Origin of the sequence: Streptomyces sp. DG1A-41, assembly GCF_037055355.1 — a bacterium.
In the GTDB taxonomy this organism is placed as follows: Bacteria; Actinomycetota; Actinomycetes; order Streptomycetales; family Streptomycetaceae; genus Streptomyces.
The window spans coordinates 2,687,607-2,710,068 of record NZ_CP146350.1; the positions used below are offsets into that span (position 1 = coordinate 2,687,607).

The 22,462-nt window shown below is 70.9% G+C and carries 23 protein-coding genes and 1 tRNA gene; 11 read left to right on the top strand and 13 right to left on the bottom strand.

Going from position 1 to position 22,462, the window contains the following annotated elements; genetic code table 11:
- The first annotated feature begins 14 nt into the window (after window positions 1-14).
- From V8690_RS12580 to V8690_RS12595, 4 genes are all read left to right on the top strand, one after another.
- A complete protein-coding gene (locus tag V8690_RS12580) occupies window positions 15-1,652 on the top strand; it encodes an alkaline phosphatase D family protein (RefSeq protein WP_338778334.1) in 1,638 nt (545 codons plus the stop codon).
- Window positions 1,653-1,873: 221 nt separating this feature from the next.
- Complete coding sequence (locus V8690_RS12585; protein ID WP_338785328.1) at window positions 1,874-3,796, top strand: FAD/NAD(P)-binding protein; 1,923 nt, start codon at window positions 1,874-1,876, stop codon at window positions 3,794-3,796.
- Window positions 3,797-3,876: 80 nt separating this feature from the next.
- Entirely contained in the window at window positions 3,877-4,329 is a 453-nt protein-coding gene (locus V8690_RS12590) for a DoxX family protein (protein ID WP_338778336.1), read from the top strand.
- A gap of 235 nt (window positions 4,330-4,564) precedes the next feature.
- Window positions 4,565-5,161, top strand: coding sequence for a VTT domain-containing protein (locus V8690_RS12595; RefSeq protein WP_338778337.1), 597 nt, complete (start codon window positions 4,565-4,567; stop codon window positions 5,159-5,161).
- Between the two features lie 16 nt (window positions 5,162-5,177).
- Here the strand turns inward: V8690_RS12595 and V8690_RS12600 are convergent, their stop codons facing one another.
- Window positions 5,178-5,417: a DUF2277 domain-containing protein gene (locus V8690_RS12600; RefSeq protein WP_338778338.1), complete on the bottom strand. Its 240-nt coding sequence runs from the start codon at window positions 5,415-5,417 to the stop codon at window positions 5,178-5,180.
- A 114-nt stretch (window positions 5,418-5,531) separates the two neighbouring features.
- On the opposite strand from V8690_RS12600, the gene V8690_RS12605 reads away from it, so the two are divergent.
- The gene (locus tag V8690_RS12605; RefSeq protein WP_338778339.1) at window positions 5,532-5,885 is read left to right on the top strand and encodes a hypothetical protein; all 354 of its coding nucleotides are present in this window, start codon (window positions 5,532-5,534) and stop codon (window positions 5,883-5,885) included.
- A gap of 18 nt (window positions 5,886-5,903) precedes the next feature.
- Here the strand turns inward: V8690_RS12605 and V8690_RS12610 are convergent, their stop codons facing one another.
- Window positions 5,904-6,563: a DUF305 domain-containing protein gene (locus tag V8690_RS12610; RefSeq protein WP_338778341.1), complete on the bottom strand. Its 660-nt coding sequence runs from the start codon at window positions 6,561-6,563 to the stop codon at window positions 5,904-5,906.
- 101 nt (window positions 6,564-6,664) lie between these two features.
- A complete protein-coding gene (locus V8690_RS12615; protein WP_338778343.1) occupies window positions 6,665-7,105 on the bottom strand; it encodes a DUF6153 family protein in 441 nt (146 codons plus the stop codon).
- Between the two features lie 151 nt (window positions 7,106-7,256).
- Between V8690_RS12615 and V8690_RS12620 the strand changes: the two genes are divergently transcribed.
- Complete coding sequence (locus V8690_RS12620) at window positions 7,257-7,796, top strand: hypothetical protein (RefSeq protein ID WP_338778345.1); 540 nt, start codon at window positions 7,257-7,259, stop codon at window positions 7,794-7,796.
- Between the two features lie 52 nt (window positions 7,797-7,848).
- On the opposite strand, the gene V8690_RS12625 is transcribed toward V8690_RS12620, so the two are convergent.
- Window positions 7,849-7,920: transfer RNA gene (locus tag V8690_RS12625), tRNA-Val, on the bottom strand.
- Between the two features lie 200 nt (window positions 7,921-8,120).
- Between V8690_RS12625 and V8690_RS12630 the strand changes: the two genes are divergently transcribed.
- The 4 genes from V8690_RS12630 (at window position 8,121) to V8690_RS12645 (ending at window position 11,578) form a co-directional block, all read left to right on the top strand.
- The gene (locus V8690_RS12630; RefSeq protein ID WP_338778347.1) at window positions 8,121-8,972 is read left to right on the top strand and encodes a DUF4097 family beta strand repeat-containing protein; all 852 of its coding nucleotides are present in this window, start codon (window positions 8,121-8,123) and stop codon (window positions 8,970-8,972) included.
- Window positions 8,973-9,046: 74 nt separating this feature from the next.
- On the top strand, window positions 9,047-10,450 hold the full coding sequence (locus tag V8690_RS12635; RefSeq protein WP_338778349.1) for a hypothetical protein: 1,404 nt from the start codon (window positions 9,047-9,049) through the stop codon (window positions 10,448-10,450).
- Window positions 10,451-10,471: 21 nt separating this feature from the next.
- Window positions 10,472-10,699 (top strand): zinc ribbon domain-containing protein, encoded by a 228-nt coding sequence (locus V8690_RS12640; RefSeq protein WP_338778351.1) that lies wholly within the window; start codon window positions 10,472-10,474, stop codon window positions 10,697-10,699.
- A gap of 57 nt (window positions 10,700-10,756) precedes the next feature.
- On the top strand, window positions 10,757-11,578 hold the full coding sequence (locus tag V8690_RS12645; RefSeq protein WP_338778354.1) for a DedA family protein: 822 nt from the start codon (window positions 10,757-10,759) through the stop codon (window positions 11,576-11,578).
- On the opposite strand, the gene V8690_RS12650 is transcribed toward V8690_RS12645, so the two are convergent.
- The 3 genes from V8690_RS12650 to V8690_RS12660 all read right to left on the bottom strand — a co-directional run bounded on the left by V8690_RS12650 (window position 11,472) and on the right by V8690_RS12660 (window position 16,246).
- Entirely contained in the window at window positions 11,472-12,308 is an 837-nt protein-coding gene (locus V8690_RS12650) for an HAD family hydrolase (protein ID WP_338778357.1), read from the bottom strand. The genes V8690_RS12645 and V8690_RS12650 overlap by 107 nt on opposite strands.
- Window positions 12,308-15,016: a phosphoribosyltransferase gene (locus V8690_RS12655; RefSeq protein WP_338778359.1), complete on the bottom strand. Its 2,709-nt coding sequence runs from the start codon at window positions 15,014-15,016 to the stop codon at window positions 12,308-12,310. Before V8690_RS12655 ends, V8690_RS12650 begins: the two co-directional genes overlap by 1 nt.
- Before the next feature lie 63 nt (window positions 15,017-15,079).
- Complete coding sequence (locus tag V8690_RS12660) at window positions 15,080-16,246, bottom strand: HpcH/HpaI aldolase/citrate lyase family protein (RefSeq protein ID WP_338778361.1); 1,167 nt, start codon at window positions 16,244-16,246, stop codon at window positions 15,080-15,082.
- Window positions 16,247-16,476: 230 nt separating this feature from the next.
- Here V8690_RS12660 and V8690_RS12665 point away from each other — a divergent pair, with 230 nt between their 5' ends.
- Entirely contained in the window at window positions 16,477-17,469 is a 993-nt protein-coding gene (locus tag V8690_RS12665) for a TerD family protein (RefSeq protein WP_338778363.1), read from the top strand.
- A 60-nt stretch (window positions 17,470-17,529) separates the two neighbouring features.
- Here the strand turns inward: V8690_RS12665 and V8690_RS12670 are convergent, their stop codons facing one another.
- The 6 genes from V8690_RS12670 to V8690_RS12695 all read right to left on the bottom strand — a co-directional run bounded on the left by V8690_RS12670 (window position 17,530) and on the right by V8690_RS12695 (window position 22,100).
- A complete protein-coding gene (locus tag V8690_RS12670) occupies window positions 17,530-18,267 on the bottom strand; it encodes a Tellurium resistance (protein WP_338778364.1) in 738 nt (245 codons plus the stop codon).
- A 130-nt stretch (window positions 18,268-18,397) separates the two neighbouring features.
- Window positions 18,398-19,546 (bottom strand): DUF475 domain-containing protein, encoded by a 1,149-nt coding sequence (locus tag V8690_RS12675; protein WP_338778365.1) that lies wholly within the window; start codon window positions 19,544-19,546, stop codon window positions 18,398-18,400.
- 128 nt (window positions 19,547-19,674) lie between these two features.
- Window positions 19,675-20,250 (bottom strand): TerD family protein, encoded by a 576-nt coding sequence (locus V8690_RS12680; protein WP_338778367.1) that lies wholly within the window; start codon window positions 20,248-20,250, stop codon window positions 19,675-19,677.
- Between the two features lie 95 nt (window positions 20,251-20,345).
- Complete coding sequence (locus V8690_RS12685; protein ID WP_338778369.1) at window positions 20,346-20,921, bottom strand: calcium homeostasis/redox stress adaptation protein; 576 nt, start codon at window positions 20,919-20,921, stop codon at window positions 20,346-20,348.
- Window positions 20,922-21,068: 147 nt separating this feature from the next.
- Entirely contained in the window at window positions 21,069-21,527 is a 459-nt protein-coding gene (locus tag V8690_RS12690) for a peroxiredoxin (RefSeq protein ID WP_010048511.1), read from the bottom strand.
- 135 nt (window positions 21,528-21,662) lie between these two features.
- Window positions 21,663-22,100: a DUF3052 domain-containing protein gene (locus V8690_RS12695; protein WP_010048512.1), complete on the bottom strand. Its 438-nt coding sequence runs from the start codon at window positions 22,098-22,100 to the stop codon at window positions 21,663-21,665.
- Window positions 22,101-22,462: the final 362 nt, after the last annotated feature.

The following is a 22,462-nucleotide window of genomic DNA, read 5'->3' on the forward strand; positions in this document are numbered from 1 at the left end:
GAGAGGGGACCACGATGGCCGGACTGCGGCTCGGACCGCTGCTGAGGTACACCGACGGCTCGTCCGCGACCGTATGGGTCGAGACGAGCCGTCCGTGCACGGCCGCGGTGCGCTGCGCCGACAGCGCCGGCGGCACGGCCCCGACCTTCCAGATCGCGGGCCACCACTACGCGCTGATCCCGGTGACGGGCCTCACGGCCGGTACGTCCACGACGTACGAGGTCCTCCTCGACGACACACGCGTGTGGCCGCTGGCCGACTCCCCCTTCCCGCCCTCGGTGATCTGCGCGCCGGACGGCGAGGGCGGCCTCCGCGTCGCCTTCGGCTCCTGCCGCTGGGCCGCCCCTCCGGCCGGCGGGCACGACCCCGTGGGCCCGGACGCCCTGGACGCGCTGGCGACCCGCCTCGTGGCCGACCCGGAGGGCGAGCGGCCCGACGTCCTGCTGCTGCTCGGCGACCAGGTGTACGCCGACGAGACCTCCGACAGCACCCAGCGCTGGCTGTCGGCCCGCCGGGACCTGGGCGACCCGCCGGGCAGCGGGGTCGCGGACTACGAGGAATACACGCACCTCTACTACGAGTCGTGGCTCGATCCCCGCATCCGCTGGCTGCTGTCCACCGTGCCCAGTTTCATGATCTTCGACGATCACGACGTCGTCGACGACTGGAACACCTCCGCCGCCTGGCTCGCCGACATGCGGGCCACCGACTGGTGGCGGGAGCGGCTGCTGAGCGGCCTGATGTCGTACTGGGTCCACCAGCACCTGGGGAACCTCTCGCTGGAGGAACTGGCGGCCGACCCGGTGTACGAGGGCGTCCGCAAGGTCCCCGACGGCACCGACGTGCTGCGCGCCTTCGCCGCCCGGGCCGACGCCGACCCGGCCGCGGCCCGCTGGAGCTACCGGCGCGACTTCGGGCGCGTCCGCCTGGTGATGGTCGACAGCCGGGCGGCCCGGGTCCTCGACGAGGACAGCCGCGCGATGCTCGTCCCGGGCGAGGACGCCTGGCTGCGCGAGCAGGTGCTGGACAGCCCCGGGTCATACGATCACCTCCTCCTCGGCACCTCGCTGCCCTGGCTGCTGCCGCATCTGGTGCACGACGCCGAGGGCTGGAACGCGGCGCTGTGCCGGGGCGAACGGGGCGAGCGCTGGGCGCGGATCGGGGAGAAGGTGCGGCGGGCCGCCGACCTGGAGCACTGGTCGGCGTTCCCCGAGTCGTTCGCCGGGTTGGCGGAGCTGATCGCCGAGGCCGGCTCGGGGCGGGACGCCCCGGCGACGGTGTGCGTCCTGTCCGGGGACGTGCACCACGCCTACATCGTCGAGCCCTCGTGGCCCGGGCCGGGCCCCGATGCCCGGGTGGTACAGCTCGTCTGCTCGCCGGTCCACAACTCCGTCCCCACCTCGATCCAAATGGGCTTCCGCATGGGCTGGAACGCGGCGGCACGCGCGCTCGGCCGCTGCCTCGCCCGGCACGGACGCCTTCCCCGGCCGCCGATCGACTGGCGCAAGACGGGCGGTCCGTGGTTCGGCAACCAGCTCATGACCCTGACCCTGCGCGGCCGCTCGGCACGGCTGCGACTGGAGCAGGCACGGGCGCGGGAGGGAAAGGGCCCACGTCTGACGACGCTCCTGGACTCCGAGCTTGCCCCCTAACGGGCCCGTTCCGCCCGTTTACCGCTGCTGTGACCGTGATGCTCGTGACGCATCCCACAGCGAGCGTCAATCCTTGGCCACGACCTCGGTTCCCGCTCCCGGCGACGGCATGATGAGGCGGACCGTCCGCTTCCCCATCGACGGACCGCCGAACGCGCCCCACACGCCCGGGAGTCCCACCCTTGCCTGCGTCGACCGAGGAATCCGTACCGGAGGAGTCCCTGCCGGAGGGATCCGTACCCTCCGAGGAACCCGCGCTGCTCTCCGTCGCCCTGGTCGGCGCCGGACCGCGCGGTACCAGCGTCCTGGAACGCCTCTGCGCCTCCGCCCCGGAACTCCTCCCGCCCGGAGCCCGGCTGGCGGTCCATGTGGTCGACCCGGACCCGCCGGGCCCCGGCCGCGTCTGGCGTACCGACCAGTCGCCCGAGTTGCTGATGAACACCGTGGCCTGCCAGGTGACCTTGTTCACCGACGACAGCGTGGACTGCTCGGGCCCGATCCGCCCGGGCCCGAGCCTGTACGAGTGGGCGCGCGGCTCGCTCGGCCCGGACGAGTACCCGACCCGGGCCCACTACGGCCGTTACCTGGAGTGGGTGTTCGCGCGGGTCGTACGGGACGCGCCGGCGACCGTGCGCGTCGAGACGCACCGGGCCCGCGCGGTCCGGCTCGACGACACCCCCGGCGGCCACCAGGCCCTCACCCTCGACGACGGCCGCACCCTGGACGGCCTGTCCGCCGTGGTCCTGGCCCAGGGGCACCTTCCGACGACCGCCGATCCGGCCCAGCGGCGCCTGGCGGCCCACGCCGCACGCCACGGCCTGCGCCACGTCCCGCCCGCCAACCCGGCCGACGTCGACCTGTCCTCCGTACCGCCCGGCGAACCCGTCCTGCTACGCGGCCTCGGCCTCAACTTCTTCGACCACACGGCCCTGTTGACGACCGGCCGGGGCGGCCGATTCGTACGGGACGCCCAGGGCCTGCGCTATCTCCCCTCCGGCCGCGAACCGCGGCTGTACGCCGGTTCCCGGCGCGGCGTCCCGTACCAGGCCCGCGGCGACAACGCGAAGGGGGCGTACGGGCGGCACGTCCCGTTGGTCCTCACACCGGAGGTGATCGCGGGCTTCCGCAAGCGCGCCGACTCCGGGGAGGCGCCCGACTTCCTGGCGGAGATATGGCCGTTGGTCGCGAAGGAGGTGGAGACGGTGTACTGCACCGCGCTGCTCCGGCGGGCCGGAGCCTGCGCGCGACGGTGTCAGGAGTTCACCGATCACTTCCTGTCCGTACCGCACGGCGCCCCCCAAGAGGCGGTGGTGCTCAGCGAGTTCGGCGTGACGGACGCCGGCCGCTGGTCCTGGGAGCGGATCTCCCGGCCGTATGCCGGACGGGACTTCGCGCACCCCGGCGAGTGGCGTGACTGGCTGCTGTCGTACCTGCGCGAGGACGCCGCGCAGGCCGCCCTGGGCAATGTGCGCGGCCCGCTGAAGGCGGCCCTGGACGTGCTGCGCGACCTGCGCAACGAGCTCCGGCTGATCGTCGACCACGGCGGTCTCGCCGGCACCTCCCGCCGTGACCACCTGGACCGCTGGTACACCCCGCTCAACGCCTTCCTGTCCATCGGCCCGCCCCGGCGCCGCATCGAGGAGCTGGTGGCCCTGGTGGAGGCGGGCGTGGTGCGCGTGCTCGGGCCGCGCCTGAAGGTGACGGAGGTGGACGGAGCCTGGGCGGCGCACTCCCCCGACGTGCCGGGTTCGGCCGTCCGTGTGAGAACCCTCATAGAGGCCCGGCTACCGGAAACCGACCTGCGCAAAACAGCCGACGGGCTCCTCGCTGGACTGCTGCGGGCCGGGCAGTGCCGTCCGCACACCGTCGACGGTTATGAGACAGGCGGGTTGGATGTGACACCACGCCCTTATCACCTGATAGACCGTCAAGGTGTCCCGCACACCAGGCGGTTCGCCTTCGGCGTGCCGACGGAGGGTGTGCACTGGGTGACGGCTGCGGGGGCTCGGCCTGGTGTGGATTCAGTCACGCTTTCGGACGCGGACGCGGTGGCGAGAGCGGCTCTGCGTGCGGTTGCGGCGGAAAGCGAGCCCCAACCGGAGGTAAACAGGTGGCCAAATGTTGAACTTGCAAGCATCTATTAGGCACACCTAACGTGGGTTACTCATCGGTCCTGTTCCCCGACCGGCCCTCACCTGGCCGGCCGACCGAAGGAGACCCCCACATGACCGCACGCCTCAATGGCGCGCAGCCGTACGCTCTCGGACTGTTCCGGATCGTCATCGGCCTGCTCTTCGCCTGCCACGGCGCCGTCGCGCTCTTCGGTGTCCTCGGAGGTATGGACGGCAAGGGCGGCACCGCGGCGACCGGTGCCTGGCCGAACTGGTACGCGGCCGTCATCGAACTCGTCGGCGGCACCCTGGTGCTGCTGGGCCTGGGCACCCGCGCAGCGGCGTTCATCTCCTCCGGCGCAATGGCGTACGCGTACTTCAAGGTCCACCAGCCGCAGGGCCTGTGGCCGATCGAGAACAGCGGCGAGGGCGCGGCGATGTACTGCTGGTCCATGTTCCTGCTGATCTTCACGGGTTCCGGCGCGTTCGGTGTGGACCGGCTGCTGGCCAAGCGCACGTCGGCACAGGGACGCCAGGCCACGGACCAGACGCCGGTGGCGGCCTGAGCCGCCCGGACAGCGCTGGGCAGAGCGGCGCCTTCCCTCGCATGAGGGAGGGCGCCACTCTCGTTCGAGTGACGACTCGGTGCGAGGTGAACAGTCCGTACCGAACACACGAGCCCCCCATGAACCACCCGTCACACCCCAGGCGTACGCTGTATGGCTGTCATCGGCCACTCCTGCCGCTCCGCCGCGCCACCGCGGCACGGTCTGGCCCACGGGGGACAGACGGGGAGTTGCGGTGCTGGAGCACTTGGGGTCGCTGTTCGGCAGCCCATGGATCTACGCGGTGGTGGCCCTGTCGGTCCTGCTCGATGTGTTCCTGCCGGTGCTGCCCAGCGGTGTCCTGGTGATCACGGCGGCGACGGCGGCGGCCGCGGGTTCGGCGGCCGACGTGCCCGACATCCTGGCGCTGACCCTCTGCGCGGCCACCGCTTCCGTCCTGGGCGACCTGGCCGCCTACCGCCTCGCCTGGCGCGGCGGCGACCGTCTGGACCGGGCGATCTCCCGCTCCCGGCGCCTGACCACCGCGCAGGAACGTCTCGGCGCGGCCCTCGCGCGGGGCGGCGGCGCCCTCGTCGTCCTCGCCCGCTTCGCGCCCGCCGGCCGCTCGGTCGTCTCCCTCGGCGCGGGCGCCGCCCACCGCCGCGCCCGCGACTTCCTCCCCTGGTCGGCCCTGGCGGGTCTGACCTGGGCCGCGTACAGCGTCGCCCTCGGCTACTTCGGCGCCCACTGGCTGGGCGCGAGCTGGCTGGGGACGGCGGTGTCGGTGGGGGCGCTGTTCGGGGCGGGGGCGGGGGCGGCGTACCTCATGCGCAGGGAGCCGCAGGCGTCGTAAGACCAGGGGTCCGAGGTCAGCCGGCCCTGGCTTCCCGCCGAGCCCCGGCGCCACGGATCTCGAGCCCGTCCAGCAACTCGGCCGTGGCCTGCGCGATGGTCTCCACGGCGCGGTCGAACACCTCCTGGTTGTGAGCGGCGGGGGCACGGAAACCCGAAACCTTCCGCACGTACTGCAACGCGGCAGCCCGAATGTCCGCCTCCGTGGCCTCTTCGGGCATCGCGGGCGGACGAAGGGTCTTGATACTCCGGCACATGCCCCCAGTCTCGCCCCTGCGGCCCCTCCACGGGGAACAAACCAGGAACACTCGTTCGCATGAACCACGGGAACGAACTCGCCCGCCCAATTCGAACAGGCGTATCATTGGGTCGTGGCAACGACCTATGACTTTCCGAGTGACCTCCTCGCCGGTCAGGAGGAACTCCATCAGGTCCGGGCCGAATTGTCGGCCCTGCTGAAGCGGCTCCCCTGGTCGGTGGAACCGCTGGACGGCTTCAGCGACGACAAAGGCTGGCGCAAGGTGGAGCGCCCCGCCTCCCCCGGCTGGACAGCCGACGAACAGGCCGAAGTGGAGAAGCTCCGGCGGCGTGAACACGAGCTCGCGGTGTTCGTCAGCACGCACCGCTACTGGTCCGAACTCTCCGGCACCGAGCGGGTGTCGGCCCGCTCGGCGCTGAAACACGCGCACGAGGCTCCGCCGGAGGAGACCGGCGGAGCCTCATAGCGGCTGTGCGACTGAACGTCAGCCGCTCTTGCCGAGCAGCTTGTTCATCTCGCCGATCTCGGCGTTCTGAGCGGTGACGATGTCGTCGGCCATGGCCTTGGCGGGGCCGTGGCGACCCTTGCTCTTCTCGGTGGTGGCCATCTCCACCGCACCCTCGTGGTGCTCGACCATCAGGGTCAGGAACTTGGTGTCGAAGGCCTTGCCCGAGGACTTCTCCAGTGCGGCCATGTCCGCGTCGTCCATCATCCCGGGCATCCCGGAGTGACCCGAGGCCGAGTGGTCCATGCCGCCCCCGGCCTCGGGAACGTCCTCGCCCCAGGCCTTCAGCCAGCCGGTCATGACCCTGATCTCCGGGTCCTGCGCCTTCTCGATCCGCGCCGCGAGGTCCTTGACAGCACCGGAGGCGGCCCGGCCGTCGGCCAGCCGTGCCATCTCCAGCGCCTGCCGGTGGTGCGGGATCATGCCCTGCGCGAAGGAGACGTCCTGGGCGTTGTGGGCACCGGCGGTGGCACCGGCCCCATCACCGGCGGACGGGGAGGCGGATGCGGAGGCGTGCGCGTCGTGCCCGCTGCCGCTGCTGTCACCACCGTCCCCGCCACAGGCGGCGAGGACGACCGCGGCGCCGGCCGTCGCCGCGACGAGGACGGCCCGACGAGTGAGGGTACGAACACTGCTCATACGTGAACTCCTGCTTCTGCTGCTGCTTTTACTCCTGACGGATTCCGGACACGGCGACGCACCGCACCGGCGCTGACGCCGACACGGCACGTGCGAGGTGTCTAAATCCGCAGAAGCTGGAGTTCGGCGAGGGAGGGCGGGGCACGCGCACTTTCCGGCTCCACAACCACGCCCGCCCGTACGGCGCCCTCCGGCCCGCACCCGGAAACCGGGTCGGCGACAAGCGAGGGCAACACCGGCCCGCCCCCGACGGCACCGGAGGCACAGGTCGCGTCGGCATGCTGGACATGCCCACCACCACAGTGCCCGTCCTGCACCTCGGAACCGAGCGGGCCGACCTGCCCGTGCCCACACGCCATGGCCTGGACATGCGTCTGCTGCGTACCCATGGGGAGCACGTGCTCCTGCTGCGGAACACCACCCCCGGGCGCCAGCCCGTGCATCCCCAGCAGCCCCACGAACAGCCCCAGCACAGCCAGCACACGCCACGACGGGGCGGCTGCTCGCAAGGCGCGCTGTAGGGAGCTGTTCACGACGCCCATCGTAGAGGGCACCCCGGACGGACACGCGGGCCCCCGCCAGACGTGCGGCCATCCGTACCCCGATCGAGTGAACCAGTTCGGCCTTCTACAACTGCACTTCACCTCCACAGGTCGTACACCCGCACGTCACGAATGATCCCGAGGGGAACCCATGAGTCAGCAGCACCCGCAGCAGCCGAACCAGCCCTACCCGCCGCAGCAGCCGGGGTACGGCGCACCGGCGCCCCAGCCGCCGAAGAAGCGCAGCGTCGGCAAGATCGCAGGCCTCGGCTGCGCGGGCATCATCGCCCTCTTCGTCATCGCCGGCATCGCCACGAGCGGAGGAAGCGACGACAGCGGTGACACCTCGAACAAGGACAAGGCAGTCGCCGCCGACAGCAAGCCCAAGAAGGCCGAGCCGGCCGACGAGAAGCCCCAGGCCGAGCAGTTCCGGGCCTGCGTCGCCGAGAACGGCACGGACACCGAGAAGGCCGCGGTCAAGCACGTCACCAAGGTGACCGGCGCGGACAAGCGCAACGACATCCTCGACTCCGCGGAAGTCTTCACCGACTTCACCGGCGGCCTGATGGGCCCGCACCAGGGCGAGGGCAAGCTCATCGCTTCGGCGTTCACGTCGTGCTACGAGTCCAAGAACGGCCTGGTGACGGTGTACGACAAGGACGGCGAGCTGCTCGCCACCGCGAACTACTGATCCCACGCCGAGAGGCCTTCCGGGAAACTCCCCGGAAGGCCTCTGAACCATGTGGGCGCGGACGGTTTCGAACCGCCGACATCCTGCTTGTAAGGCAGGCGCTCTACCCCTGAGCTACGCACCCGGCTCCCGGGCCATGCGCCCAGAACGAGTCGACAGCCTACATTGCCCGGGGCACGGTCCCGCAAACCCGTATCCGTGGGCTGGTCCGGGGGATAACCCCACCTGTGATCCGGGAGTGGCCCGGATCCCCCGGCGGGTCCTGGATCCATACGGTCGTGGAGCGCCCGAGAGCGCTCGTCGTCCGTACAGGGGGAGATCGTCATGACCCGCAGCACCCGCACCACCGGCACCACCCGCAAAGTCCCTGCCCGCGCGGTCGCCGTCGCCGGTGCCGTAGTGGTGCTCGTCGGCGGTCTCAGCGCCTGCGGCGCGTCCGCCGGGGACGACAAGGACCCCGATCGCCGGTCCTTCGGCCTCCAGAGCCGCACGCTCACCGTCGACTCCGACGACTCGGCCCTCGAGATCGTCGCCGCCGACAAGAACCCGGCAGGCAAGATCGAGGTCACCCGGTGGTTCCAGGGCTCGGTCGTCGTCGGCAAGGAGCCCAAGGTCACCTGGACCATGCGGGACGACCGGCTGGTGCTGCGGCTGAGGTGCTCCGGCGTCGTCGTCGACTGCTCGGCCAAGCACCGCATCGAGGTACCCCGAGGCGTCACCGTGCAGGTCCAGGACGGCGACGGCAGCGTGCGCGCCCGCGGTTTCCGGGACCCGCTGAGCATCCGCACGGGCGACGGTTCGGTCCGTGTCACCGGCTCCACCGGCCCCCTGCACATCCGCACGGGCGACGGCTCCGTCCGCGTCACCGACGCCACCGGCCCGCTGCGGATGCGCACCGGCGACGGATCCATCCGGGCGAACGTCTCCTCCCGTGACGTCCGTACCCACACCGCAGACGGCTCGGTCCGCCTGGAGTTCGGCGCCGTACCGGACCGCGTGGAGTCCCGCAGCGGCGACGGTTCCGTGAGCATCGCGCTGCCCAGGGCCGCCTACCGCGTGACGACCGAGACCGGTGACGGCGGCGTGGATGTGTCCGTCCCCCGCGACGAGAGCAGCTCCCATGTGGTGTCCGCCCACACCGGCGACGGCAAAGTGACTGTCCGAACGGCGAACTAACCGGCCCGTGTGTTCGTCCTTAACCGGTGGGAGAATGACACCGGGCAGGGTGGACAACAGCACGGGAGAGGGATGTGACGGCGACTCCAGAGCAGCCGTACTCGCCGTCGGTGCCGCGCGCACACCGTCCGCGCCGGCGCCTCCCCCGAACCCCCGGCCCGCTCCGCGACGTGCTCGCCCTGACGGGACTGGCCCTGCTGGCCGCGCTGGCGCTGCCCGCCGCCTTCGCGGGCGGGGGGACCCGGCGCTGGTTCGGCGGTCGTGCCGAGAGCCAGCGGGCCGAGGCACAGGCCGCGAAGGACGCCGCCGCGGCCGCCTTCTACGAGCTCGACACCGCGCAGCGCGACCTGCGCATCTCGATCGAGACGATCACCGCGGTCGACGACTCCCCCGCCGCCCGGCGCGCCGTCGCCGACTTCGACACGCTCGGCCGGCGCATCGACGAGGCCAGCCACCAGTACATCAGCGCGGTCGACGCCCACGACCTCGACCGCGACGACCTGGAGGCCTCGGCCGCCGCCCGCGCCCGCACCGAGCTGACCGCCGCCAGAGAGGAACTCGGCCGGGTCAAGCAGGAGCTGGACCGGTTCACCGACGGCCTCGGCCCGCTGCTCGGCAAGGCCGAGACCCAGCTGGCCCGCCTCGCCCCCGCGGTGGAGCGCGCCCGCCAGGCCCTGCTCGCCGCCTCCAACGCCCTCGACTCCGTACGGGCCACAGGGCTGAAGGCGGACGACCTCGCCGCCCGTCTCGCCGCCCTGTCTCCCGAGCTCACCAAGCTGAACCAGGGCGCCGGGCAGCACGGAGTACCGCAGACCCTGGAGCGGGCCGAGCAGGTCACGCGTGAGGCCGAGGCGGTCCGCGTGGAGGCCGAGCGACTGCCGGAGCGCGCCGCCGAGATCGATCACCGGCTCGTCTCCCTGCGCACCCGCGCCCAGGCCCTCACCACCCGCTCCGAGCAGGTCGACCCGATCCTGAGCGAACTGCGCCGCCGTTTCACCGCGGCCTGCTGGCAGGACCTGCAACGCGTCCCGGACGTCGCCGCCGAGAACGTACGCCGGGCCGAGACGAAACTGGCCGAAGCCCGCACCGCCCGCGACGAACAGCGCTGGGCCGACGCCACGGCCCTGCTGTCGACCGTACGAGCCCTGCTGAACACCACCGACGAGGCCGTCTCGGCCGCCGGCGACCGCCTGCGCCGCCTGAACGCCGTGCAGAAGGACCCCCAGCAGGAGATCGACCGCACCCGCTTCGCCATCCGCGACGCCCAGCGCCTCGCCATGGCCGGCCGCAACACCCCCGACCCGCGCCACGCCCGCCCCCTGGACGACGCGGTGTCCCGCCTGGAACGCGCCATCGCCACCCTCGACGGCCGCCACCCCGACTACTGGCACTTCCTCACGGAAACGGAAGCCGTACGCCGGGCCGTGTCCCGCGTGGTGTCCCACATCCGCGAGGAACGCGGGGCCACCGGCCAGTGACGTGCCGGTTAATCTGTGCGCATGCCTCGCTACGAGTACCGCTGCCGGACCTGCGGCGACACCTTCGAACTCAGTCGTCCCATGGCCGAGTCCTCCGATCCCGCGGCATGCCCCTCGGGTCACGACGACACGGTGAAGCTCCTGTCCACCGTCGCGGTGGGCGGCTCCACCTCCGCCCCGGCCCCGGCACCCCGCGCGGGCGGCGGAGGCGGTGGGGGCGGCTGCTGCGGTGGCGGCTGCTGCGGCTGACACCGGCGCCGGTTTTCCTCAGGGAACCTTCAGCTCCCGTTTTCTAGCGTTGGCGGCATGACAGCCATCGCAGCGCAGACGATCACAGCTGCCGCGGACACCGGTCCGCAGTGGGTCAACGACCTCATGGACGCGCTGGGCGCGCCGGGTGCCGGTCTCGCCATCGCCCTGGAGAACCTGTTCCCGCCGCTGCCCAGCGAGGTGATCCTGCCGCTCGCCGGGTTCGCCGCGTCCAGCGGGCGGATGAGCCTGCTCGCTGTCCTGCTGTGGACGACGGCCGGCTCGGTGCTGGGCGCGCTCGCGCTGTACGGCGTCGGTGCGCTGCTCGGTCGTGACCGGACGGTGGCGATGGCCGCCCGGCTGCCGTTGGTGAAGGTCTCCGACATCGAGCGGACGGAAGCGTGGTTCCTGCGGCACGGCACCAAGGCGGTGTTCTTCGGCCGGATGATCCCGATCTTCCGCAGCCTGATCTCCGTACCGGCGGGCGTGGAACGCATGCGCCTGCCGGTGTTCCTGGGGCTGACCACCCTGGGCAGCGCGATCTGGAACACGGTGTTCGTACTCGCGGGCTACCTGCTGGGCGCGAACTGGCACCAGGTGACGACCGTCGTCTCGACGTACTCGAAGGTGGTCCTTGCTCTAGCCGGGCTGGCAGCGCTGGCACTCGTCGGGCTGCGGTTGCTGAGGCGCCCCGACAGGGGGCGCGGGGCTGTGACGATGTGCGGCACCGCCGCGAGGCGCGGCCAGCCACGGCGCCGCCGCACCCGCGCGATCACCGCACCCCCAGCTCCTGGGCGAACCGGCCAAGCCCAGCGGCAGCGAGAAGCTCCCGCAGAATCCGCTCCCCCGCAAGCACGCCCCGTTCGGGAAGCGCCCTGATCGCGGGGGCCGTCCAGTCGGTGTCGGCCAGTTCCCCGTGGCCGGGGCGCCAGCCCTGGTCGGCCGCGAGGAGCAGGTCGGCGTCGAGCAGGGAGTCCCCGGCGGCGAGGGTGAGGTCGGCGCCGGTCCGGCGGGCGATTTCGCGCATCGCCGCGCTCTTGGTCAGCGGCTTGGGCACGGCGTAGATCTTGCGGCCCTGGAGGGACACGGTCCAGCCGCGGTTCTCCGCCCAGACCGCGAGTTCCTTCACCCAGTCCTCGTTGAGCAGTTCACGCTCGACGACGAGGTAGGCGAAGAGGTCGTCGGCAACGCGGTGCTTGCGCACCCAGACCGGGTCGGCGGACCTCAGCAGGTGTTCCTGCACCTCGGCCAGGGGCGCGCACTGGTCGGCCAGCCGCGCAGTCACCTGTGCGTGCCAGTCGGGGTCGGACACGCCGTCCACCAGGATGTGGCCGCCGTTCGCGCAGATCGCGTAGGTGGGCGCGGGGCCCGGCAGGTTGATGCGCAGGTACTGCTTGCGCGTACGGGTCGTCGTCGGCACGAACACGGCGGCGTCGCCGAGGTCGGTCAGGAGCTGGGCCGCGGTCTCCGTCATGTACGACAGCGGCTTGCTCTCGTGCACCTCCACACACAGCAGCCGGGGCGCCCGTGCGTCCGGCATGGTCAGCGCCAGAGCCGCGGCGGAGTAGATCAGTGTGCGATCGAGGTCGCTCGCGACGAGGACGGGCATCAGACCGTCACCGCCTTGCCGTCGGCGCCGGTCGCGCCCCGGGTGTACTTGGGATGGATCAGGCCGACGCAGGTGTAGGGCAGTTCGGCCACCTCCTCCACGGGGACGCCGCGATGCCCGGCCAGCAGGCGTACGTGGTCGAGGTCGCTGCCCGCCCCGGCGCGTGCCAGGACCTTCCAGGGCACGCGGCGCAGCATCACCCGGGTGGTCTCGCCGACGCCGGGCTTGACGAGGTTCACGTCGTGGATGCCGTACTCCTCGCTGATGCGCTCGACGGCGGCCCAGCCCTCCCAGGTGGGCGAGCGGTCGGCGGCGAGCAGTTCCTTGGCCTGGGCGCAGGCCGCGTCCGCGACCTCGGGGAAGCGGGCGGACACGGCGTCCAGGAAGGTCACCGAGACGTCGGTGCCGGCGAGTTCGCGGTAGAACTTGGCGCCGTGGAAGTCGTGCGGTCCGACCAGGTCCGCCCGCAGGACGGTCCGCGAGATCAGGCCGGACACGGTCGAGTTGAGGCAGGCGGAGGGAATGAGGAAGTCCTCGCGGGTGCCGTAGGTCCGTACGCAGGAGCCCGGGTCGGCCAGGACCGCGATCTCGGGGCTGAAGCCGGTGATGCCGTCGGACTTCTCGAAGTCCTCCAGGGCCTGGGCGAGTTCGCGGGTGATGGCGCCCTTGCCGGTCCAGCCGTCGATGAAGACGACGTCCCGGGGGTCGTGGTGCCCGGCGAGCCAGCGAAGGGCGTTGGCGTCGATGCCGCGGCCGCGGACGATCGACACGGCGTAGTGCGGCAGGTCGAGGCCGTGCCGGTGCTGGGCCCAGCGGCGCATCAGGATGCCGACGGGTGTCCCCGCGCGGGCGAGGGAGACCAGGACGGGGCGCGGGGACCGCTCCGCGAGGACCGTCTCGGTGACGACGCCGACGGCCTTGGCGATGCGGGACGCCGAGGTCTCCAGCGCGGCGTGGAACAGCTCCTGGTACTGCTCGCTCGGCTGGTACTCCACGGGCAGCGACTCGGCGTAGTGCGCGCCGCCGCTCTGGATCGCCTCCTCGCGCTCCTCGGTCGGCGCCTCCAGCGTCACGTCCGAGAGGTCCTGGAGCAGCCAGCCGACCTCCTCGGGCGCGTACGAGGAGAAGGCGGGGCCGCGGAGGGGCTCGGGCAGCATGGAGGGCCTTTCGGGGGCGTGCGGGGACTCGGGGGCGTACGACGGCACAACGGCGAGGAGGACCTGCGGCGTGTGCGCGGCGAGCTGGGCCAGCAGGCCGTCGGGAGCGTGCAGCACGGGCGTGTCCGCGGCCGAGTCGACGACGGCGATCACCGCGTCGAAGCCGGCGCCCGCCACGTTGTAGGCGTACCGCTCGCCCGGGCCGTCGGCGGGGTCGTCGTGGGCGGGGAAGACCAGGCGGGTGCGTATCGCGTAGCCGGGGTCGTCGACGGCGAGGACGGGTGAGCGGGTGGTGGTGGAGTAGCGCACTTCGGCGCGGACGGTCCCCTCCAGCTCGCGGGCGAGCCTGAGCGGGGCGTACATCAGCTCCTCGAAGCCGAGGACGAGCACGCGGCGGGCGTCGGCAGGCAGCGCCTCGGCGATCCGGGCCGTCATGGCGGGCAGGGCCGTCTCCAGGCGCTCCCGGTGCGCGGGGGTGAACCCGTGCCGGCCGCCGTCGGGCAGGCCCTCGGACCAGCGCAGGTCTATGCGGCTGATGTGGGGACGGGTGCGGTTGTCCTCCGGGTGCGGGCCGGTGGGGGTTGGCCGCGCAGTTCCCCGCGCCCCTGCAGTTCCCCGCGCCCCCAGGGGGGTGGCCCGACCGTCGCTTTCAAGGCCCGCGGCGCCTGTTTCGCCCTCGAGGGGCGCGGGACCGTGTCGATGTGCGGCTCCGCCGCGGAGCGCGACCGGCCCAGACGATGCCGCAGACGACGAACCACCCTCCGCGGCACTCTCGGCCTCGTACCGCGCCACCAACTCCCGCCCCTTCTCCAGCACCCCCTCGGGCAGCCGCACGGTCCCCGAAGCCGCTGCCACGAGATCCACCCGCGCGCCGATCTCGCGGGCGAACTCCTCCAGCCGGCCGGCGTCGGCAACCGACCGCATGTCCACCAGCGCCACCACGACATACCGCCGCCGCGGATACCGCTCATGCAGATCCCGGACGGTGTTCAGCACCGTGTTCCCCGTGGAGAACTCGTCGTCGACCAGGACCAGCGGCCCGTCCCCGCTGAGCAGCGCGGGGTCCTCCGGCAGCAGCAGGTGCGAGGTCGCGTGCGAGTGGGACTCCTCGAAGCCGCCGGCCGGGGCGAGACCGGCGACGGGGCGGCGCGTGGAGTGCAGGTAGGGGGCGAGGCCCAGGCCGTCGGCGACACAGTGGCCGAGGCCGGTCGCGGTCTCCGCGTAGCCGAGGACGACCGCGCGGCGCGCCTCGTCGGCGCCCAGCAGTTCACGCACGCGGCGGCCCAGCTCGAAGCCGTGGCCGTAGACCACGGACGGGGACTGCGGGACGTGCTTGCCGAGCACGTTCGACACCAGCAGGTGGGCCCGCTTGGGGTTGCGGCGCAGGGCCAGCCCGAGCAGGTCCGTCAGCCGGTCGTCGCCGACGAGCTCGACGCCGAGCCGCTCGGCGACCCAGCTGCCCGACCATATGCCGTCGGCACCGCCGGCCGCCCCGGCCGGCACCCCGTCGCGCACCTGGTGGTGCGCCCCCTCGTTCACTGCCTTCTCCATGTATTCCCTGCGTCGATGTCGCCGGTCTCCCCGACGAGAATGCGTTCCTCGGATACCGTGCGGTCAGTCGCCCAGGCCGGCCGCGAGCAGCTCCACGAAGCCGATGTCCTCGTTCGCCACGCCGAAAACCTCGGCACGCAGCAGCGTCCGCTCGGCCCAGGCCCGATGCGGCTTCACCTCGTTCATCTTGTTCGTGTACGCCGACCTCAGCACGCCCCCGCCGCCGCGCTCGGGGCGCAGGATGTCCTGGGCGTCCGAGAACTCCTCGTGGCTGACGACCGACAGGGCGTGCACGGGCAGCACGTGCGAGGGGTGGATGCAGGTCTTGCCCAGCAGTCCGTTGGCCTGGTCCAGGGAGATCTCCCTGAGCAGGCCGTCCATGGCGTGCTCAATCAGCTTCTCGCGCAGCTCCGCGGCCTGCACCTCCAGGAAGGGGCTCTGCCGCAGCAACGGCTTGAACATGCGCTCCTGGACCCGGAAGTACTCCCACACCGGCCCGGTCACGGTGAAGCCGGTGCCGTCGGCGCGGCCCAGCATGTTCACCACGTCGGCGATCACGGAGGCGACGACCTGCACGTCGTAGGCCGTCATGTCGGGGCCTCTGCGCAGCCCGTACGAGGAACAGAAGTCCGTCACGCCGAGGCGCAGGGCGAGCACCCGGTCGCGGTACTTGCCGACCGCCCGGGAGATGCCCTCCAGGGTCGCCACGCGCGACTCGCGGTAGAGCAGCTCCGGCGACTCCAGCACCGGCATGGCGAACAGGCGACGGCCGCCTTCGGCCTCGGCGGTCGCCAGCGCCTCGAGGAAGGGGATGCCGCGTTCCTCGGTGAACTTCGGCAGTACGAATCCGGACAGCAGCCGGGCGGCGGGCCCGAGGCGTCGTACCAGGTCGGGGATCTGCTCGGGGACGCGCACCCGGATGAAGAGCAGCGGCAGGTCCGCGCCCGGGAGGCCGGCGAGGGCCGTGAGCTGGCGGACGAGGTTCTCCTCGCCCGGGCCGACGTCCGCGTCGTCGATCGAGTCCTCCAGGCACAGGACCATGGAGACCACGCCGCGACCGGTCTGCTTGAGGATGTCGTCGGCCAGGCGTTCCCGGGTGGCCGGGCTGTAGAGGGTGGCGCCCAGGGCGGCCGAGAGCAGCCGGGCCGGCGAATCCGCGGTGAACGTGCACGGCTCGCGGTAGAAGAGACGCTTCCGCACCTCAGGGGCGATGTGCCCGAAATGACGCATGGAACTCCCCCGTGGTGGTGGTGCGACCTGCGAATCGTCGAAAGGTGGCCGGTAATAGTACGTAGAAGTGCATGGCAGAGGTTCCCGTCAGGCATGAATTTCAGGTAACGCGGGCAAGCACAGCCGGGCCCGGTGAGGACGACGGTAGTCCGCGAGGGCCGCCGGCGCCGCTCGTGACACCGCGGGCCCCCGCGTTGTCGTGAGCAGGACCGAGAAGGCAGGATGACCGCATGACGCACGCGATGCTGAAGGGGTCGAACGTCCCGCTGGAAGCCACCACGGTGCGCGCCGTGCTGCGCTGGACACCCGGGCAGGGGGTTCCGGACGTCGACGCCTCCGCGCTGCTCCTCGGCCCCGACGGTCGTGTGCGCTCCGACGAGGACTTCGTCTTCTACAACCAGCCCCGGCACCCTTCCGGGAAGGTGTGGCGGCTCGGCAAGAAGCGGGTCGCCGAGGGCCTGACCGACACGATCCAGACAGATCTCGCCGGTGTCGAGTCGGGAGTCAGCCGGATTCTGCTGGTCGCTTCGGCGGACGGCGTCACGTTCGACCGCGTACGGGCCCTGCGCATTTTGCTGTACGACGCGGCGGGCACCGGCGCGGAGCCTCTGGCGTACTTCGACGTCAAGCCGGAGACGGGCGAGGAGACCGCGCTGATCTGCGGCGAGCTGTACCGGCGCGGGGAGGGCTGGAAGTTCCGGGCGCTGGGCGAGGGTTATTCGAACGGGCTTCAGGGGCTCGCGACCGAGTACGGCATCTCGGTGGACGAGTCGGAGGCGATCGAGGAGCCGGCCGGACAACCGACCACGGTCGGCGCGGCCAAGCCCACCACGTCCGGCCCGGCCCAGCCCACGACCTCCGGCCCCGCACAGCCGCCTGCTGCTGACCCGGCTCAGCCCACGACCTCCGCCCCCACCCAGCAGCCCCCGGCCCCAACCCCGCCCTCCCCCGAGGTGTCCCGGCCGCTGCCGCCGGAGCAGCCGACCGCGGTGCCCGCGCAGCCCGCGTACGGGTATCCGCCGCAGCAGCCCCCGGCGACCCAGCCGGCGTACGGCTACCCGCATCCCACCAGCCAGCCCGCCTACGGCTACCCCCAGGCGCCGGCGACGGCGGGCGTCACGGGGGCGCAGTCCGGCTACGGCTACCCGCAGCCGGTCGCCGCCGCGTCCCCCGACCCGGACTTCCGCCTGCCCCCGCAGGGCCCTCAGTTCATCGGGCGCTAGTGCCCCGACAGGCAGGACCAGGGGCCGGCCCCCGCAAGGGCCCGGCCCGCAGCCCGGCCCTCAGCGCTCGACCTTCGTCTTGTAGCCCCGGCCCCACTGGAGCCCCCAGCCGTACAACCGGTCCAGCTCGGCCTGGAACCCGTAGACGAACTTCGCCTCGCGGCGCACGATGATCTCGTCCTTGACCTTCTCGATCATGACGATGGCGCAGGAGCGGGCCTGCGGCTGGCGTTCGTCGAGGTGGATCTCGATGCGGGGGCCGTTGCTCGGGTAGAGGGTGACGATGGCGTGGGCCCGGTCGAAGGCGGGTGTCGCGTCGTAGATGTAGACGAAGACCAGGAGCCGCTTGATGCTGTCGCGGTGGTCGAGGTTGATGTACATCGTCTCGCCGCTCGCGGAGCCGAAGCGGTCGTCGCCGCTGAGTTTGACGTACGGCGGGGCGTTGACGTCGCCGAAGTAGCCGCCGAGGGGCTGGACGACGCCCTTGCTTCCGTCCTGGAGTTCGTACAGACAGCCCAGGTCGAGGTCGACGTTGACCACGCTCTGGCTGTGGCCGATGACCTCCGGCGGTTTGAGGGCCCTGAAGGGGTGCCGCAGCAGGCTCTCGCGCTGCGGGCCGCCGATGTCGGAGGTGCGCATCCGCCAGCTCAGGTTGACCCGGAGATGGCCGGTGGCCGCGCCCTGTTTGGTGAGTGATATCTGCGCGTGCCGCTTGGTCAGTTCGATCGCGTTGGTTGCCGCGTGACCCGAGTCGAACTGCACATCGCGCCCACGCCGGAGTCCGTCGAACAGGCCCATTCCGCCCCCACGTTCACTTGGTGACCGCGGGTCCTCGCCGTACCCGCGGCCCTTGACGACCGACGGGGCGGCCGCCGAGGAGTTGCCTCGGTGGCCGCCCCGCACAGAGCGTTCCTCACCCGAAGGGGCGTCACACCCCGGACGAGACCTCAGTCTTGTCGTCCGAGCCCGAGGCTTTTCCCTCGGCCGCCGCCAGCGCGCGGTTGCGGCGGACGGAGGACCAGAAGGACCAGGCGATCAGGATGACGCCGACGGAGCCGGTGATGAACTCGTTGATCTCGTACCGGATGGTGACGAGCAGGATCGCGGCGAGCGCGCCGATCGCGTAGTGCGCGCCGTGCTCCAGGTAGACGTATTCGTCGAGGGTGCCCTGGCGGACCAGGTAGACCGTGAGCGACCGGACGTACATGGCGCCGATGCCGAGGCCGAGGGCCATCAGGACGATGTCGTTGGTGATGGCGAAGGCGCCGATCACGCCGTCGAAGGAGAAGGACGCGTCCAGGACCTCAAGGTAGAGGAACATGAAGAACGCGGCCTTGCCGGCCACGACGACCGCGGAGCGCGGCTTGCCGGCCCGGACGGCCTCTTCCTCCTGCTCGTGTTCGCGTTCCTCCTCCTCTTCGAGCTTGTCCTCGAAGTAGCCGGAGAGACCGCCCACGATCATGTACGTGATCAGGCCCCCGATACCGGCGAGAAGGACCGTCTCCGCCTTGTCGACGTGCGTGCCGCCGTGCTGGTGGGCGTGGGTCGCGAAGGTCATCGCGGAGATCAGCAGGACGATCAGCGCGATGCAGACCGACAGCATGTCGACCTTGCCGAGCTTGGCCAGGGGCCGCTCCAGCCAGCCCAGCCACTTGATGTCCCGGTCCTCGAAGATGAAGTCCAGGAAAATCATCAGCAGGAACATGCCACCGAACGCGGCGATCGACGGGTGGGCGTCGGTGACGAGCTCCTGGTAACGCTCCTTGTCGGTGAGCGCGAGGTCGACGGCCTCGATCGGCCCGAGTTGGGCGCTGAGGGCGACGATCACGACGGGGAAGACCAGCCGCATACCGAAAACGGCGATCAGAATGCCGATCGTGAGGAAGATCTTCTGCCAGAAGGCACTCATCTTCTTCAGGATTCCGGCGTTGACCACCGCGTTGTCGAAGGACAGCGAGATCTCGAGGACGGACAGGATCGCTACGAGCCCGAAAGCGGCCCACCCTCCGTAGAAGACCGCTGCGACCAGGCCGAGCGCGGTGACCGCGAACGACCACCCGAAGGTTTTCAGAACCACTGGCTACCCAATCGTGTGTGTACGGGTCTCTCCCGCGTCGCCGTACCCGGCTTTACGAACTTTTGAAGCCGAAGTCTAGTCGGCCCCCCTTCGCACCCCACGGGGCCCCGACTTTTGCTCATATCGCGTTACGAGACGTTGACTCCGAAGTCCAGAGCAATGCCCCGCAGCCCCGACGCGTACCCCTGCCCGACGGCCCTGAACTTCCACTCGCTCTGGTAGCGATAGACCTCGCCGAAGATCATCGCGGTCTCCGTGGAGGCGTCCTCGCTGAGGTCGTAGCGGGCGAGTTCCTGGCCGTCCGCCTGGTTCACCACACGGATGAAGGCATTGCTGACCTGGCCGAAGGTCTGGCCGCGTTCGTCGGCCATGTGGATGGAGACGGGAAAGACGATCTTGTCGCACTGGGCCGGCACCTTGGAGAGGTCGATCAGGAGCGACTCGTCGTCGCCGTCGCCCTCGCCGGTGAGGTTGTCACCGGTGTGCTCCACGGAACCGTCCGGACTCTTGAGCTGGTTGTAGAAGACGAACCACTCGTCCCCGAGCACGCGCCCGCCGCTGCACATCAGCGCGCTGGCGTCGAGGTCGAAGGGGGCTCCGGTGGTCGAGCGTGCGTCCCAGCCGAGCCCGATCATCACCTGAGTGAGGTTCGGTGCGGCCTTGGACAGGGAGACGTTGCCTCCCTTGGCGAGCGTGACGCCCATGATTCCCTCCCCGGGTGGTGTTTCTCAGGTGGGTCCTGCACGTCCGGCGCCGCACGTAAACCGTGCGGCGCCGGACGGAGGGACCTTTGAGTGGGTCAGACGTTCACGCCGAAGTCCTGCGCGATGCCGCGCAGGCCCGAGGCGTAGCCCTGGCCGATGGCGCGGAACTTCCACTCCGCGCCGTGCCGGTAGAGCTCACCGAAGACCATGGCGGTCTCGGTGGAGGCGTCCTCGCTCAGGTCGTAGCGGGCGATCTCCGCGCCGCCGGCCTGGTTCACGACGCGGATGAACGCGTTGCGCACCTGGCCGAAGGACTGCTGGCGGGTCTCGGCGTCGTAGATCGAGACCGGGAAGACGATCTTCTCCACGTCGGCCGGGACGCCCGCGAGGTTGACCTTGATCTGCTCGTCGTCGCCCTCGCCCTCACCGGTGAGGTTGTCGCCGGTGTGCTCGACGGAGCCGTCCGGGCTCTTGAGGTTGTTGAAGAAGATGAAGTGCTGGTCGTTGGCGACCTTGCCGGAGCTGTTCAGCAGCAGCGCGCTGGCGTCCAGGTCGAAGTCGGTGCCGGTCGTGGTGCGGACGTCCCACCCCAGACCGACGATGACCGCGGTCAGGCCCGGCGCCTCCTTGGTCAGCGATACGTTGCCGCCCTTGCTGAGGCTGACTCCCACGAGTCCTCCATTGGTGTCCAGGGGCGGGATGCCCCGTTGTGCTCGGATGTCGGATCAACGAATCGATCCTAGTGACGGGTTCCCGCCCCTCGCAGGCCCTGGAGCCGACAAATCAGCGGGTGTCGAACGCAGGACGCCCGGCCGGCGTCACAGGGTGTCGAGCGCCTTCACGTAGTCGTTCAGGTCGCGCGCGTCCGGCAGGCCGTTGACGACCGTCCAGCGCACGACGCCCTCCTTGTCGATGACGAAGGTGCCGCGCACGGCGCAGCCCTTGTCCTCGTCGAAGACGCCGTAGGCGCGCGAGACGTTGCCGTGCGGCCAGAAGTCCGACAGCAGCGGGTACTCCAGGCCCTCCTGCTCGGCGAAGACGCGCAGCGTGTGGATGGAGTCGTTGGAGACGGCGAGCAGCTGGGTGTCACGGTCGGAGAACTGCGGCAGGTTGTCCCGCAGCTCGCACAGCTCGCCCGTGCACACGCCGGTGAAGGCGAAGGGGTAGAAGAGCAGCACCACGTTCTTCCGACCGCGGAAGTCGGACAGCTTCACGCTCGCGCCGTGGTTGTCCTTGAGCTCGAAGTCGGGGGCCTTCTCGCCGACCTGGATCGCCATCGTTGTGGGTGTCCCTTCGTGGGGCTTGAACGAACGGGACCCCCACCCTACGCAGGGACCGGCGCAGACCGGTGGGCGGGCCGACGATGCCGGCCCGCCCCTTCCGTACCACCGACGCCTGGACGCGCCGTACGGCTAACGCTTGGACTTGGCGGCTTTGGGCGTCGCCAGCCGGCTGCCGCTCCAGTCCTTGCCGACGCTGACGCTCTTCGACGCCGTCAGGCCCGCCGTCGTGGCGGCCTCCGAGATGTCGCTCGGCTCCACATAGCCCGAACGGCCCGTCTTCGGCGTGAGGAGCAGGATCGCGCCGCCCTCTTCGATGTACGTGGTGGCATCGACCAGCGCATCCGTCAGGTCGCCGTCGTCGTCACGGAACCACAGCACAACGGCGTCGGCCACGTCGTCGTAGTCCTCGTCCACCAGGTCGCCCTCGACGATGCCCTCGATGGCCTCGCGGAGTTCCTGGTCCACGTCGTCGTCGTAGCCGATCTCCTGGACCACCTGCCCGGGCTGGAACCCCAGCCTGGCGGCAGGGTTCGTCCGCTCCTCCGCGTGGTCCGCGGTCGCGCTCACGGGGTGCCTCCTGATCATGTCTTGGGATGGGGGTGCCCCCTGCTCCTCTGAGCTTGGGGAATATTCAGCCACGCGCGTGCGCGAAGCATTGGCCGTAGTCCACACGGGCGGGGCGGATCGCGCAAGTACCCGGCCGTTCAGACCGCCGAAACGGTGACGATCCTGGCGGTGTCACCGCAACACCAGGCACACCGTCATGATTCAAGGTGACGTACACCACACCTTTCTGCCCTGTTTGGGCGTTTGGAAATCGTCTGTAGGTACGAGACTCGAAGGTATTCACCCCATACGTCACGGAGCCGGTCCACCGCCCGGGTTACCGCTGGGTAGAGATGACGTTTACGGCCCCGAGGTGGACCATG

Bases quoted from the DNA above. Each gene is read 5' to 3' on its own strand.
- V8690_RS12665 (WP_338778363.1), top strand. From the start codon at position 16,477: ATGACGCACGCGATGCTGAAGGGGTCGAACGTCCCGCTGGAAGCCACC.
- V8690_RS12650 (WP_338778357.1), bottom strand. From the start codon at position 12,308: ATGCCCGTCCTCGTCGCGAGCGACCTCGATCGCACACTGATCTACTCC.
- V8690_RS12670 (WP_338778364.1), bottom strand. From the start codon at position 18,267: ATGGGCCTGTTCGACGGACTCCGGCGTGGGCGCGATGTGCAGTTCGAC.
- V8690_RS12660 (WP_338778361.1), bottom strand. From the start codon at position 16,246: ATGCGTCATTTCGGGCACATCGCCCCTGAGGTGCGGAAGCGTCTCTTC.
- V8690_RS12620 (WP_338778345.1), top strand. From the start codon at position 7,257: ATGAGTCAGCAGCACCCGCAGCAGCCGAACCAGCCCTACCCGCCGCAG.
- V8690_RS12590 (WP_338778336.1), top strand. From the start codon at position 3,877: ATGACCGCACGCCTCAATGGCGCGCAGCCGTACGCTCTCGGACTGTTC.
- V8690_RS12680 (WP_338778367.1), bottom strand. From the start codon at position 20,250: ATGGGCGTCACGCTCGCCAAGGGAGGCAACGTCTCCCTGTCCAAGGCC.
- V8690_RS12645 (WP_338778354.1), top strand. From the start codon at position 10,757: ATGACAGCCATCGCAGCGCAGACGATCACAGCTGCCGCGGACACCGGT.
- V8690_RS12690 (WP_010048511.1), bottom strand. From the start codon at position 21,527: ATGGCGATCCAGGTCGGCGAGAAGGCCCCCGACTTCGAGCTCAAGGAC.
- V8690_RS12640 (WP_338778351.1), top strand. From the start codon at position 10,472: ATGCCTCGCTACGAGTACCGCTGCCGGACCTGCGGCGACACCTTCGAA.
- V8690_RS12610 (WP_338778341.1), bottom strand. From the start codon at position 6,563: ATGAGCAGTGTTCGTACCCTCACTCGTCGGGCCGTCCTCGTCGCGGCG.
- V8690_RS12615 (WP_338778343.1), bottom strand. From the start codon at position 7,105: ATGGGCGTCGTGAACAGCTCCCTACAGCGCGCCTTGCGAGCAGCCGCC.
- V8690_RS12600 (WP_338778338.1), bottom strand. From the start codon at position 5,417: ATGTGCCGGAGTATCAAGACCCTTCGTCCGCCCGCGATGCCCGAAGAG.
- V8690_RS12580 (WP_338778334.1), top strand. From the start codon at position 15: ATGGCCGGACTGCGGCTCGGACCGCTGCTGAGGTACACCGACGGCTCG.
- V8690_RS12655 (WP_338778359.1), bottom strand. From the start codon at position 15,016: ATGGAGAAGGCAGTGAACGAGGGGGCGCACCACCAGGTGCGCGACGGG.
- V8690_RS12630 (WP_338778347.1), top strand. From the start codon at position 8,121: ATGACCCGCAGCACCCGCACCACCGGCACCACCCGCAAAGTCCCTGCC.